Below are 13,548 nucleotides of genomic sequence, written 5' to 3' on the forward strand. Positions count from 1 at the left end.
GCGACCGTCTCGTGCCGGACGTCGTCGCGGGCGGCCTCCGCGTGCTGTTCTGCGGCATCAACCCGGGGCTGATGACGGCGGCGTCCGGCCACCACTTCGCCCGCCCCGGCAACCGCTTCTGGCCGGTGCTGCACCTCTCCGGCTTCACACCGCGGCTGATGAAGCCGGCGGAGCAGCGGGAGTTGCTGTCGCACGGGCTCGGCATCACGAACGTGGTGGCCCGGGCGAGCGCGCGAGCCGACGAGCTGAGCGCCGAGGAGTACCGGGAGGGCGGGCGACTGCTGGCCGAGAAGGTGACGCTGCTGAAGCCCCGCTGGCTTGCGGTGGTGGGCGTGACCGCCTACCGGGCGGCCTTCGACGACCGCAAGGCGGCGGTGGGTCCGCAGGAGCGGGTCATCGGGGACACACGCGTGTGGGTGCTGCCGAATCCCAGTGGGCTGAACGCGCATTGGACGGCGGCGACGATGGCGGAGGAGTTCGCACGCCTGCGTATGGCGGCGGAGGGGTGACCTGTCGGCGCACAGCCCTTAGCGGCGGAGTTTGCCGGTTCCGCGGCAGTCGGAGCACTCGTACCAGGTCGTGGTCCTGCCGTTGACGTAGGAGGTCTGGTGGAAGCCTCGCCTGCCCTTGCAGGTGCGGCATTCATCGCGCCCGGGTGGTCGCAGCCACTCGATGACTCCCAGAACGGCCGCGATGATCGCAAGGGCTGTCCACCAGCCCGGCGGTCCCGATCCATGCATCTGCTCAGGTTCGACAGCCTCGGGGGTCGCCGGGAAGGAGCTTGCCGGGGGCGCGCGGGAGCGTGTGAGGCCTGGATGGTGCGGGGCTTCACGGCAGCTTTACGGCGGGTCGGTCTCCGTGACGACGAGGAGAAGCTCTATCTCGTCGTCCGGGTCGAGGTCGGCCACGCCCAGGGCCACCCAGCGGCCCTGCTCCGTCGCCTGCCAGAGGTATGCGTGGCCCGCCCTGAGGCTCAGCTCGGACCAGGGCTCGGGTATGTCCTCCCGCTCGGTCCGCAGCCGTATCGTCTGCAGGCCGATGTGCTGCGGCTCGCCCCATCTCCGCGTCAGTTCCCCGGCCAGGTCCTCCTTGTCGTCGTGGAACCGCTCGACCGCCTCGACGCGCACGGCGGCGTCCGCCGCCACGAGACCGTGGCTGGTCGCTAAGGCGGCCGGACGGTCGCCGGGGGCGGCGAGGTACTTCTCGATGTCCATGCGATCCAGTAAACCCGCCGCCACTGACAATTGGCGGCCCGTCAGTGGAGCGCTCGCGCTCACGTGGTCCCGGCATCCCGGCTTCCCGGCGTCGCAGCCGCCAGGCGCCGGCGGTCACCGCGGTCGCCGTCCACCGGGCGGTCACCGTGAGACCGGTGCAGGGGTCGAGAGTGCTCTCCCCCGCGCCGTGCAGTGCCACGCACACGATGCGTGACACCGGACGCGGAGCGAACGCGGGCGGCTATGACACCCGAAACCGTTAGATATGTCCATGATCGCCAGATTTGTAGCTAGAACTCACTCCTGCTCAACGGCCAGGAACCGTGCGTGACGTCATCGGTACCTGTTCGTCACTCGCCGGGACGCCTCCTGCCGAGTACGATCCGGCCACACGCGCACGAGCTGGGAGGACAGACGTTGGGGCAGCTGACCGGCGGGGATCCCTCGCTGTTGCGAAGGATCAATTCCGCGGTGGTGCTGCATGCGCTGCGGGCCACGGACTGCGCGACGCTCACGGAGATCACCCGGGTGACGGGCTTGTCCCGGCCGACCGTCGAGGGGGTCGTCGAGGATCTCATCCAGGCGGGGCTCGTCGTCGAGCAGGCGGCGGAGGAGGGCGCCGCGCGGCGGCAGGGGCGGCCCGCGCGGCGGTTCCGGTTCCGGGCGGAGGCCGGGCATCTGCTGGGTCTGGAGATCGGGTCGCACCGGGTGGCCGCGCTGCTGTCCGACCTGGACGGCCGGCTGCTGGGCGCACAGACCAAGGACGTCGACGAGAGCGCCCCCGCGGACGAGCGGCTGGAGCGGCTGCGGACGGCGGTCGCCGAACTGTTGCGCCGGGCCGGCGTGCCGCGCAGCTCCCTGCGGGCGGTGGGGGTCGGCACGCCCGGGATCGTCGAGGCGGACGGGACCGTGCGGCTGGGCACGGCGCTGCCGGAGTGGACCGGACTGCGGCTGGGCGAGCGACTGAGTCGTTCCTTCAAGTGTCCGGTGCTGGTGGAGAACGACGCCAACGCGGCGGCCGTGGCGGAGCACTGGAAGGGGTCGGCCACCGAGTCCGACGACGTCGTCTTCGTGCTGGCCGGGCTGAGCCCGGGCGCCGGCGCGCTGATCGGGGGGCGGCTGCACCGGGGGTACGGCGGGGCGGCGGGGGAGATCGGCGCGCTGCACCTGCTCGGGCGGGAGGCGACTCCGGAGACGCTGTTGTCGACGACGGACGAGCCGCTGCATCCGCTGGACGAGCAGGCGGTGGCGAAGGTGTTCGCGCAGGCACGCAACGGCGACCGGCAGGCACGGGCGGCGGTGGACCGCTTCATCCAGCGGCTGGTGCACGACGTGGCCGCGCTGGTCCTGGCGCTCGACCCGGAACTCGTCGTGGTCGGCGGCTGGGCGGCCGGTCTGGACGGCGTACTGGAGCCGCTGCGCCAGGAGTTGGCGCGCTACTGTCTGCGGCCGCCGAAGGTGACCCTGTCGCTGCTCGGCGAGGCGGCGGTGGCGACGGGGGCGCTGCGGCTCGCCCTCGACCATGTGGAGGAGCAGTTGTTCGCGGTGGAGGGGACGGTGACGGCGCGGCGCTGACCGGCCGTCACCGGTGAAACGCGCCGCGCCCCGGAGCAGTTCCGGGGCGCGGGGGACGGGTCCTCGCCCGGGCGGGGGTGCAGGCCGTTCAGGGAGCCTGCAGCATCCGACCCGAGGCGGACGCGGCGCTCAGGACGCCTGCTGCTCCGGGCCGTGGTGGATCTCCACGCCGCCGGACGCGCCGAACGTCAGGCGGCACGTGTCAGCGCGATACGTGGCCACGGAGAGCGCCGCGGTGCGGCCCTCCGCGAAGAAGCGGGTGGTGACGACGAGGACGGGCGCGCCGGGGAGCCGGTCGAGCTCCTTGGCGTCGTCCGCGCGGGCCGAGCCCAGCTCCACCGCGCGGTCCTGGCCCTGCAGTTCCAGGCGCTGCAGCTCGCGCAGCACCGCACGCGCGCCTGCCGCTTCCGGCGGGGAGTCGATCGCGGCGAGGTCGGGCACCGACGTCCGGGGGATGTAGAGCAGTTCCGCGGCGACGGGCTGACCGTGCGAGACCCGCGAGCGGCGCACGATGTGCACGGCCTGGTCGCGGGCGGTCTCCAGCGCGGTGGCGACGGCCGCGGGCGGTGCCGCGAGCGTGCAGTCCACGGCCTGCCAGGCGTCGTCGCCCGTGCCCGGCCAGACCTGCCGGCCGGTGCCGACGGCGACGCCCATGCGCGGCGGCGCGACGGTGGTGCCGACGCCGCGACGGCGCTGCAGTCGGCCCTCCAGTTCGAGCTGCTCCAGCGCCTGACGGAGCGTCGCGCGGGCCACGCCGAAACGGGCGGCCAGCTCACGCTCGTTGGGCAGGATCTCCCCCACCGTGAATTCGGAGTCGAGTGCCTCGCTGAGCACGGTCTTGAGATGCCAGTACTTCGGTTCCGGTACCGATTCCAGTTGCGTGGTCCCCACCCTGTCCTCCGCAATCGCCGTGGTCCGGCGGCGTTTTTCGCGCCCTTGTTTATTAAAGGTTGTTGTACTTCTCTGCGACCATAGGGCGGCCCCCACCCTTGGTCAAGACCAATACTCGAACCCTCGGGGCGCCGTCGGGCGTCCGGTGGGAAAGCGTTTACCGGGCGTTCGTACAGGCGCGTTCTCGTGACACTCCGGCAAGGTCCTCGTCGTCAAACACGGGACCCCGGGGCGGTCGGCAATTACCGTGACGGAGGTCTGATCCGACAAACGGGAGGTCGCTGTGCGGTACGCGGTACTGGGTACGGGACAGGTCGGTCGCACGCTGGGCTCAAAACTGGTGGAGCTGGGGCACACGGTGGTCCTGGGTTCGCGCACGAAGGACAATCCGACCGCCATGAAGTGGGCTCGGGAAGCGGGGGGAAGAGCGAGCGCCGGTACGTTCGCCGAGGCGGCCGCGGCTGCCGAGGTGGTCGTGAACGCGGTGGGCGGGCGGGTCTCGCTGGCCGCGCTGGAGGCGGCGGGGGCGTCCCACCTCGACGGGAAGGTCGTGGTGGACGTCTCCAACCCGCTGGCGTTCGACGACGGGGAGGCGCGGCTGTCGCCCGTGGAGTCGGACAGCGTGGGCGAGCAGATCCAGCGGGCGTTTCCGCACGCGCGCGTGGTGAAGTCCCTCAACACCGTCAACTGCGAGGTGATGGTGGATCCCGCGCGCGTGCCGGGCGGGCACCAGATCTTCGTGTGCGGGGACGACGCGGACGCCAAGGAACAGGTCACGGCGCTGCTCGGGGAGTTCGGCTGGCCGGCGGAGCGGGTGCTCGACCTGGGCGGCATCCGGGCGGCGCGCAGCGTGGAGATGTGGCTGCCGCTGTGGCTGGACCTCATGCGCCGCTTCGGTCACGCGGACTTCAACCTGGAGCTGCGCAGGGCGCGTTGAGCAGGAGGGGAGGGCGTCACGGGTCCACCGGGTCCACCGGGTCCACCGGGGCCGAGTCCACCGGGACCGGGTTCACCCACACGGGGGCTACCCGCCGGTAGTAATTGCTGACAAGCTGTCTAAGGCGTCGTTTCAGACGGCGTCCAGGGCGTCGCGTCCAGGCGTCCGCAGGCCAGTCCAGACGAGGAGCTTCCGATGCCCGCCACCGTCTCCTTCACGGTCCCCTCCCCCAGTGGCCCGCTGCCCGTGACCGTCTCCTACGCGCGCGTGGGCGAAGGCGAACCGCTGCTCCTGCTGCACGGCATCGGTCACCACCGGCAGGCCTGGGACCCGGTGGTGGACATCCTGGCCGCCGAACGCGACGTGATCGCCGTGGACCTGCCCGGCTTCGGCGTCTCCCCGGCCCTGCCGGACGGGCTCGCCTACGACCTGCCCACGACGGCCGCCGTGTTCGGCGCCTTCTGCGAGGAGCTGGAGCTGGACCGCCCCCATGTGGCCGGCAACTCCCTCGGCGGCCTGCTCGCCCTGGAACTCGGGCGGGAGAAGCTCGTACGGACGGTCACGGCCCTGTCCCCGGCCGGGTTCTGGTCGGAGGCCGAACGGCGTTACGCCTTCGGCGTCCTGATGACGATGCGGCAGATCTCCCGCCGGCTGCCGCTGCCCCTCGTCGAGCGGTTGGCGAGCACGGCGGCCGGCCGTACGGCCCTCACCAGCACCATCTACGCCCGCCCGAGCCGCCGATCGCCCGAGGCCGTGGTCGCCGAGACGCTGGCCCTGGCCCGGGCCACCGGGTTCGACCAGACCCTGCGGGCGGGCGTCACCATCCGGTTCACCGACGATCTTCCCGGCATGCCGGTCACGGTCGGCTGGGGCACCCGCGACTGGCTGCTCGTGCGCCGTCAGGGCCTGCGCGCCAAGCAGATCATCCCGGCCGCCCGCCTGGTCCGACTGCCCGGCTGCGGCCACTGTCCGATGAACGACGACCCGGCGCTCGTCGCCCGCGTGATCCTCGACGGCAGCCGCTGAGACCCGAGGGGCACGGCTCTACGCCCCCCACCCAGGGCGACGGTGCGGCGGCTCGCTCCCGGCAACGCGCCACTGTCGCCCGCTCGCGTCCGGGACGGGGTGCGGCTGATCCGGGAGGCCGCCGGACGGTGACGCGGGTCGCCTCCCGCGTGTGTGCGGTCAGTTGTTCACTTCTGGTTTCCGTGTGCGCTGCGGCGCACCAGTAGTTGTGGCTGTGCACACCGGCCGGTTCCCGTCCCTGGAGGCCCCTCCATGTCACCCAGTCCGTTTCCCGGGCGCCGCAGCGTCCTGCGCGGCTCGCTCGCCGCGTCCGCGGCCCTGACCCTGCCCGCCGCGCTCGGCGCGGCCCCCGCTTTCGCGCTGTCCGGGCGGCCCAAGGCGGGTTGGGGTGTGCAGACCGGGGACGTGACGTCCGGCTCCGGGCTGGTGTGGGTGCGCTCCGACCGTCCGGCGCGGATGGTCGTCGAGACGGCGGCGACCGAGTCGTTCCGGGGCGCCCGCCGCTGGCACGGCCCGCTGCTCGGCGCCGGTACGGACTTCACCGGCACGACCCGGCTGCACGGGCTGCCCGCCGGCGAGCAGATCCACTACCGCGTGCTGCTCGCCGACCCGGACGACCCGCGTCGCACCGGCGAGCCGGTGACCGGCGCCTTCCGCACCGCGCCGCTCGGACGTCGTCACGGGGTGCGCTTCCTGTGGTCCGGAGACCTCGCCGGCCAGGGCTGGGGCATCAACCCCGACATCGGCGGCTACCGCATCTACGACGCGATGGCCAAGCTCGACCCCGACTTCTTCCTGTGCAGCGGCGACAACATCTACGCCGACGGACCGATCACGGCGACGCAGGCGCTGCCCGACGGCAGTCTCTACCGGAACATCACCACCGAGGAGAAGTCGAAGGTCGCCGAGACCCTCGCCGAGTTCCGCGGCAACTTCCGGTACAACCTGCTGGACGAGAACCTGCGCCGGTTCAACGCCCAGGTGCCGTCCATCATCCAGTGGGACGACCACGAGGTCCGCAACAACTGGTACCCGGGCGAGGTGATCGCCGCCACCGACGCCCGCTACACCGAGAAGAGCGTCGACGTGCTCGCGGGGCGGGCGCGGCGGGCGTTCAGCGAGTACTTCCCGATCTCGACGCTGCGTCCGGGCGCCAAGGAGGGCCGCGTCCACCGGGTCGTGCGGCACGGACCGCTGCTCGACGTGTTCGTCCTCGACATGCGGACGTACCGCAACGCGAACTCGCCCGACGACCAGACCGTGGACCCGCAGGGCATCCTCGGCGCCGAGCAGCTGGAGTGGCTCAAGCGGGAGCTGTCGCGGTCGCGTGCGGTGTGGAAGGTCATCGCCGCCGACATGCCGCTGGGGCTGGTCGTGCCGGACGCCACCGAGGGCAGGGCGAACATCGAGGCCGTGGCGCAGGGCGACCCGGGCGCGCCGCTCGGCCGTGAGCTGCAGATCGCCGAGCTGCTGCGGTACGTCAAGCACCGGCGGATCACCGGCACGGTGTGGCTGACGGCCGACGTGCACCACACCTCGGCGCAGCACTACCAGCCGTCGCGGGCCGCGTTCACCGACTTCGAGCCGTTCTGGGAGTTCGTCTCCGGACCGCTGAACGCGGGCGCCTTCCCGGCCAGCGCGCTCGACGGCACCTTCGGTCCGGAGCGGGTGTTCGTGAAGGCGCCGACCGCCGCGAACGTGTCGCCGGCGGCCGGCTACCAGTTCTTCGGCGAGGTCGACATCGACGGCGACAGCGGCGAGTTGACGGTCCGGCTGCGTGAGCAGGACGGGACGGTGCTGTTCACGAAGGTGCTGCAGCCGGGACGGGTCGGGCAGTAGTCCGACGTCCCGTAGTCTCGACACCACGTGCCGCGCATCGGCGTCATCCCCCGGTGCGCGGTGCGGTCGTGACGGACCGCGATGCACGGCATGCGACGTGACGCTGTGATCGTAGAAGAATTAACAAAACGGGCATTGGGAACCTTTACCCGTCGGTCACAATGCGTTCGTGATCACGCAACACCGTTCCTCCACAGTGGCTGCATGACTCGAGACATGTCTGATGTGACGCGCGCGAAACGCGGACGCCCTGTACACCACTGGCGGCGGGACGTGGTGGAACTCGCCGCGCTCTTCACGGCCGTCGCGGTGGCCGACGGTGTGGCGAACCTGGTGGGCCACGGCCCCGACGGCCCGGCGCTGCTGGCCGTCTCCGCCGCCCTGCTCGTCGCCACGGCCGGCTTCCACACCTGGTGGGCACGCCGCCACGGTCACGCTCCGCCGACGGGCGATACCGATGCCCGGCCACGCTCCGAGGAGCCGCAGGCCGGGCCGTCCGAGCCCCTCTCCCCGGTCACCGAGGAGAGCGCCCTGTGGCGGATGCGGACGACAGTGAAGGACGCCCCGGGCTCGCTGGCCGCGCTGTGCGCGGCGCTCGCCGGCCACCGCGTGGACATCCTCAGCCTGCAGACCCACCCGTTGGGCGAGGACACGGTGGACGAGTTCCTGCTGCGCGCTCCGGGCCGCCTCGCGGCGGCCGAGATCACCCGCGCCGTCGCGCGGGCCGGCGGTTCGAGCACCTGGATCGAACGGGCCGACGCCCACGATCTGGTGGACGCGCCGACCCGGATCCTGGGCCTGGCCACCCGCACCGCCCTGGACGCTGCCGAACTGCCGCTGGCTCTGCGGCAGTTGCTCGGCCGGTGCACGATCCGCTCGCTGCCCGCCACGGCCGGGACCCGCGGCCGGGGGCCCGAGGGCGTACCCGTGGAGGGCGTGCTGGAGGAGACCGTGATGCGTCTGCGGGCGCCGGAAGGCGGAGTGATCACCGTGGAGCGGCCGTATCTGCCGTTCACCCCGACCGAGTTCGCACGCGCGCGTGCCCTGGTGGAGCTCGACGCCCGGCTCGGGCCGCGGGTCCCGCTCGGCCAGGACGTGCTGACGCTGCCCGAGGGCAACGACATCACCGTGCGCCGGGCCGACACCGGTGACGTGCAGGCAGCGAAGGCGATGCACGAGCGGTGCTCGGCCCGCACGCTCAAGACGCGCTACCACGGGCCCGTCGGCGACGCCGACCGTTACCTCAACCACCTGCTCAGTCCCCGCTTCGGCCAGACCCTGGCCGTGCAGACGCCGTCCGGCCGCGTCGTCGGCCTCGGCCACCTGCTGTGGGACGGCGACGAGACGGAGGTCGCGCTGCTGGTCGAGGACGAGTGGCAGCGCCGCGGCATCGGCTCCGAACTGCTCGGCCGGCTGGTGGCGATGGCCGTCGAGGCGGGCTGCGAGAGCGTGTACGCCGTGACGCAGGCCTCCAACACGGGCATGGTCGCCGCCATGCGCGGACTCGGCCTGCCCCTCGACTACCAGATCGAGGAAGGGACGCTCGTGATCACCGCGCGCCTGGAGAAGAGCGCGGCGCACGAGACGTCCCGGCGGCACGCGGAACGCGTCACGCGCGACTGAACCGGACGCAGCACACCTGAGGGGCCCGGCGGTGCACCGCCGGGCCCTTCTTCACACGGTGACGGACGCCACCGGCCCCCGCACCGTCCCCAGCGCCCCCAGCGCCCCCGTCAGATCGCCCCACAGATCCTCGACGTCCTCCAGCCCGACCGACAACCGCAGCAGCCGGTCGCTCACGCCCGCGCCTCTGCGCTCCTCAGCGTCCACGATGCGGTGGCTGATGGACGCCGGGTGCTGGATGAGCGTGTCGACGCTGCCGAGGCTCACGGCCGGGGTGATCAGCCGGACGCCCGCGACCACCTCGTGCGGGTCGCCGTCCACCTCGAAGGCGATCATCGCGCCGCCGATGCGCGGATAGTGGACGCGGGCGACGCGCGGGTCGGCGGCCAGTCGCCGGGCCAGTTCGGCGGCGGTCGCCGAGGCGGCCCGCACCCGCACCGGGAGCGTCGACAGGCCGCGCAGCAGCAGATAGCCGGCCAGCGGATGCAGCACACCACCGGTGGCGAAACGTATCTGCCTCAGTCGTCCGGCGAACTCCTCGTCACAGGCGACCACGCCCGCCAGGACGTCCCCGTGCCCGCCCAGGTACTTGGTGGCGCTGTGCAGGACGAGCCGCGCGCCCTGCTCGACGGGGCGTTGCAGCACGGGCGTGGCGAAGGTGTTGTCGGCGAGCAGCGGGACCGAGCCGCAGGCGTGGGCGACGGCCCGCAGGTCGACCTCGGCCAGGGTCGGGTTGGCCGGCGACTCGACCATGACCAGGCCGGTGTCGGGGCGCAACGCGTCGGCGATGCCCGCCGGGTCGGTCCAGGTGACCTCGGAGCCGAGCAGTCCCGCCGTCAGCAGATGGTCGCTGCAGCCGTACAGGGGGCGGACGGCGACGACGTGCCGCAGTCCCGTCGCGGCGCGCGCGAGCAGGACCGCGCTCAGCGCCGCCATCCCGCTGGCGAAGGCGACGGCGCTCTCGGCGCCCTCCAGCCGGGCGAGGGCCGTCTCGAAGCGTGCGACCGTCGGGTTGCCCAGCCGGCCGTAGACGGGCGGGCCCTCCGGCTTCGCGCCGGTCGCGGCGAACGCGTCGATACGGGCGGCCTCGGCGCGGCTGTCGTACGAGGGGTAGGTGGTGGACAGGTCGATGGGCGGGGCGTGCAGGCCCTGCCGGGCCAGGTCGTCCCGCCCGGCGTGCACGGCCTCGGTGGCCAGTGCGCGGGTCGCTCCAGACGTACGTCCACCGTGGTACGCGTGCGTGCTCGCAGCGGTTGAGTCCATGGACCGCAGGGTGAACATCGAACGGGTCTCATATGTCGAACACCGTGCTACGTTCGGCCGATGACCGAATCCGTCGTACTGGACCCGGTCGATCTGCACCTGCTGCGGCTGTTGCAGAACGACGCCCGGGCCACCTACCGCGACCTCGCGGCGCAGGTCGGCGTCGCGCCGTCGACGTGCCTGGACCGGGTGACGCGGCTGCGCCGCTCCGGCGTGATCCTCGGGCATCAGCTGCGGCTGGATCCGGCCAAGCTGGGGCGCGGCCTGCAGGCGCTGCTGTCCGTGCAGGTCAGGCCGCATCGGCGGGAGCTGGTGGGGCCGTTCGTGGAGCGGATCCGGGCGTTGCCGGAGGCGCTGACCGTCTTCCACCTCACCGGCCCCGACGACTATCTCGTCCATGTCGCCGTCGCGGACATGGCGGATCTGCAACGCCTGGTGCTCGACGAGTTCACGGCGCGGCGGGAGGTGGCCCGGGTCGAGACGCGGCTGATCTTCCAGCAGTGGGAGTGCGGGCCGCTGCTGCCGCCGACGGGTTCGGGACAAACGCCGTGACGTGCGACGCCGTCGCATACGAGGATGGGGCGCATGTCACAGACCAACAGCCCGCTGCCCCGCGAGGTCGCCGACGCCTACGTCGACGATCTCATCGCCCTCGACCCGGTGACCGGTACCTATCTCGGCGTGAAGGAGAGTTCGAGTCGGCTGCCCGACCTCTCGCCCGCAGGCCAGGAGGCGATCGCACGGCTCGCGCGCGACACCCTGGCGAGGCTCGACGAGGCGGAGCGCAGGCCCGGCGCGGACAGTGACATCGAGCGCCGGTGCGCGCGCCTGCTGCGCGAGCGTCTGACCGCGGAACTCGGCGTCCACGAAGCCGACGAGGGCCTGCGCTCCGTCGGCAACATGGGCACGCCCGCGCACCATGTGCGTGAGGTGTTCACCGTGACGCCGACCCAGACCGAGGAGGACTGGACGGCGATCGCCGAGCGGCTGCGCGCGGTCCCGGCGGCACTGGCGGGCTACCGGGAGTCCCTGACGCTCGGCCTGGAACGCAAGCTGTACGCGGCGCCGCGGCCGACCGCCACGTTCGTCGAACAGCTCGGCCAGTGGTCGGACACGGACGGCGCGGGCCGCGGCTGGTTCGAGGACTTCGTGGCCACCGGCGCCGAGGCGCTCTCCGACGCGCTGCCCGAGGCGCTGCGCGCCGAGCTGGACGAGGCGGCCCGAGCGGCGACCGCGGCGTTCGTACAGCTGCGGGACTGGATGCGCGACGTGTACGCGCCCACGGCCGAGGGCGCGCCGAACACCGTCGGCCGGGAGCGGTACGCGCGCTGGTCGCGCTACTACAACGGCACCGACCTCGACCTCGACGAGGCGTACGCGTACGGCTGGGCGGAGTACCACCGGCTGCTCGCCGAGATGAAGCAGGAGGCCGAGAAGATCCTGCCGGGCGCGGACACCCCCTGGGCGGCGCTGGCCCACCTCGACGAGCACGGCAAGCACATCGAGGGCGTCGACGAGGTCCGTGACTGGCTGCAGGGCCTGATGGACCAGGCGATCGACGCGCTCGACGGCACCCACTTCGAACTCGCCGAGCGGGTGCGGAGGGTGGAGTCGCGGATCGCCCCGCCCGGCAGCGCGGCCGCCCCCTACTACACGTCCCCCTCGGAGGACTTCTCACGTCCGGGCCGTACCTGGCTGCCGACGATGGGGCAGACCCGCTTCCCCGTGTACGACCTCGTCTCCACCTGGTACCACGAGGGCGTCCCCGGCCATCACCTCCAGCTCGCGCAGTGGACGCACATCGCCGCGAACCTCTCCCGCTACCAGGCGTCCGTCGGCATGGTCAGCGCCAACGCCGAGGGCTGGGCGCTGTACGCGGAGCGGCTGATGGACGAGCTCGGCTTCCTCACGGACGCGGAGCAGCGGCTCGGCTACCTGGACGCGCAGATGATGCGGGCGGCCCGGGTCATCATCGACATCGGCATGCACCTGGAGCTGGAGATCCCGGCGGACTCCCCGTTCCACCCGGGTGAGCGCTGGACCCCGGAGCTGGCGCAGGAGTTCTTCGGCGCGCACAGCAGCCGCCCGGCGGACTTCGTCGAAAGCGAGCTGACCCGCTATCTGACCATCCCCGGCCAGGCGATCGGCTACAAGCTCGGCGAACGGGCCTGGCTGCTGGGCCGGGAGAAGGCCCGGGAGCGCCACGGCGACGCCTTCGACCTCAAGTCCTGGCACATGGCGGCCCTTTCGCAGGGTTCGCTGGGTCTCGACGACCTGGTGGACGAGCTGGCGCAGCTCTGAGAACCGGTGCGGGCAGAGCCGGAGGACGGCGGAAATCCGCTGTCCTCCGGTCCGACCTTGCGCCACCCTCTTCTCCCATGAGCACACTCCGCACCCTCTTCCTCTCCCCGCGCGTCACCGCGACCGGGCACGCCCTCGCGGACGCGGCCCGGCGGCGCGGGGCACGCGTCGAGACCCTGCGGGAGTGGCGCGTGCCCGAGCAGCAGCGGCGGGCCGAGGGGTCCTCCCTGTACGCCGGTCCGCTGTTCGCGGACGCCGTGGCACGGGAGCTGGGGCTCGGACTGCTGGAGGCGCCGCAGGACTGGCTGGCCCGGCTGCCGCGTGAACTCACACTGCGGGACGTCGAGTTCGGGACGATCGCCGAGGCATGGCGGCTGCGGCGTCCCGCGTTCGTGAAGCCGCCGAACGACAAGAGCTTCCCGGCCCGCGTCTACCCGGACGGCAGCGGCCTGCCGGGGCCGGACGCCGTCGACGGCACGGAACCGGTGCTCGTCAGCGACATCGTGACGTTCGCCGTGGAGTTCCGGCTGTTCCTGCTGAACGGCGAGGTGCGCACCGCGAGCCGGTACGCGACCCGGGGCGCCCTGGACGTCGCGCCGCTGGAGCGGGATCCGCGGCGCGCCGAGGTGCTGGCGTTCGCCGAGCGACTGGCCGGGACGGGGCTGCCGAGCGCCGTCGTGGTGGACGTCGGTCTGGTCGACGACGCCGGGTGGGCCGTGGTCGAGGCCAACGCCGCCTGGGCCAGCGGGCATTACGCGTGCGACGCGGACGCCGCACTGGACGTCGTCCTGCACGCGGCGCGCCCCGAGGGCGAGTTCGGGGCGGCGGACCGTCGTTTCCTGCGTCCGGCGCCGGAGGTCGTACGGGACTGACCGGGCG

The 13,548-nt window shown here is 72.6% G+C and carries 12 protein-coding genes; 9 read left to right on the plus strand and 3 right to left on the minus strand.

Going from position 1 to position 13,548, the window contains the following annotated elements:
• Nucleotides 1-11: 11 nt before the first annotated feature.
• A complete protein-coding gene (mug, locus tag ACIBAF_RS10700) occupies nt 12-509 on the plus strand; it encodes a G/U mismatch-specific DNA glycosylase (RefSeq protein WP_399462807.1) in 498 nt (165 codons plus the stop codon).
• Between the two features lie 330 nt (nt 510-839).
• On the opposite strand, the gene ACIBAF_RS10705 is transcribed toward mug, so the two are convergent.
• The gene (locus ACIBAF_RS10705) at nt 840-1,214 is read right to left on the minus strand and encodes a hypothetical protein (protein WP_399462808.1); all 375 of its coding nucleotides are present in this window, start codon (nt 1,212-1,214) and stop codon (nt 840-842) included.
• Nucleotides 1,215-1,631: 417 nt separating this feature from the next.
• On the opposite strand from ACIBAF_RS10705, the gene ACIBAF_RS10710 reads away from it, so the two are divergent.
• Nucleotides 1,632-2,789 carry an ROK family transcriptional regulator gene (locus tag ACIBAF_RS10710; protein ID WP_399462809.1) on the plus strand — a complete coding sequence of 386 codons (1,158 nt, stop codon included), beginning with the start codon at nt 1,632-1,634 and terminating at the stop codon, nt 2,787-2,789.
• A gap of 129 nt (nt 2,790-2,918) precedes the next feature.
• On the opposite strand, the gene ACIBAF_RS10715 is transcribed toward ACIBAF_RS10710, so the two are convergent.
• On the minus strand, nt 2,919-3,680 hold the full coding sequence (locus ACIBAF_RS10715; protein ID WP_399462810.1) for a GntR family transcriptional regulator: 762 nt from the start codon (nt 3,678-3,680) through the stop codon (nt 2,919-2,921).
• 283 nt (nt 3,681-3,963) lie between these two features.
• On the opposite strand from ACIBAF_RS10715, the gene ACIBAF_RS10720 reads away from it, so the two are divergent.
• The 4 genes from ACIBAF_RS10720 (at nt 3,964) to ACIBAF_RS10735 (ending at nt 9,105) form a co-directional block, all read left to right on the plus strand.
• Nucleotides 3,964-4,617, plus strand: coding sequence for an NADPH-dependent F420 reductase (locus tag ACIBAF_RS10720; RefSeq protein WP_399462811.1), 654 nt, complete (start codon nt 3,964-3,966; stop codon nt 4,615-4,617).
• A 195-nt stretch (nt 4,618-4,812) separates the two neighbouring features.
• Nucleotides 4,813-5,643, plus strand: coding sequence for an alpha/beta fold hydrolase (locus ACIBAF_RS10725; protein WP_399462812.1), 831 nt, complete (start codon nt 4,813-4,815; stop codon nt 5,641-5,643).
• Between the two features lie 252 nt (nt 5,644-5,895).
• Entirely contained in the window at nt 5,896-7,482 is a 1,587-nt protein-coding gene (locus tag ACIBAF_RS10730; RefSeq protein WP_399462813.1) for an alkaline phosphatase D family protein, read from the plus strand.
• A 216-nt stretch (nt 7,483-7,698) separates the two neighbouring features.
• Nucleotides 7,699-9,105, plus strand: coding sequence for a GNAT family N-acetyltransferase (locus tag ACIBAF_RS10735; protein ID WP_399462814.1), 1,407 nt, complete (start codon nt 7,699-7,701; stop codon nt 9,103-9,105).
• Between the two features lie 51 nt (nt 9,106-9,156).
• Here ACIBAF_RS10735 and ACIBAF_RS10740 read toward each other — a convergent pair whose 3' ends face one another.
• Nucleotides 9,157-10,368, minus strand: a complete 1,212-nt coding sequence (locus ACIBAF_RS10740; protein ID WP_399462815.1) for a trans-sulfuration enzyme family protein — start codon at nt 10,366-10,368, stop codon at nt 9,157-9,159.
• 60 nt (nt 10,369-10,428) lie between these two features.
• Here ACIBAF_RS10740 and ACIBAF_RS10745 point away from each other — a divergent pair, with 60 nt between their 5' ends.
• The 3 genes from ACIBAF_RS10745 to ACIBAF_RS10755 all read left to right on the plus strand — a co-directional run bounded on the left by ACIBAF_RS10745 (nt 10,429) and on the right by ACIBAF_RS10755 (nt 13,541).
• Nucleotides 10,429-10,920 (plus strand): Lrp/AsnC family transcriptional regulator, encoded by a 492-nt coding sequence (locus ACIBAF_RS10745; protein ID WP_399462817.1) that lies wholly within the window; start codon nt 10,429-10,431, stop codon nt 10,918-10,920.
• Between the two features lie 33 nt (nt 10,921-10,953).
• Complete coding sequence (locus tag ACIBAF_RS10750) at nt 10,954-12,669, plus strand: DUF885 domain-containing protein (RefSeq protein WP_399462818.1); 1,716 nt, start codon at nt 10,954-10,956, stop codon at nt 12,667-12,669.
• Between the two features lie 77 nt (nt 12,670-12,746).
• Nucleotides 12,747-13,541 (plus strand): ATP-grasp domain-containing protein, encoded by a 795-nt coding sequence (locus ACIBAF_RS10755; protein ID WP_399462819.1) that lies wholly within the window; start codon nt 12,747-12,749, stop codon nt 13,539-13,541.
• The last annotated feature ends 7 nt before the right edge of the window (nt 13,542-13,548 follow it).

The sequence above is a fragment of the Streptomyces sp. NPDC051677 genome (assembly GCF_044453465.1).
In the GTDB taxonomy this organism is placed as follows: domain Bacteria; phylum Actinomycetota; class Actinomycetes; order Streptomycetales; family Streptomycetaceae; genus Streptomyces.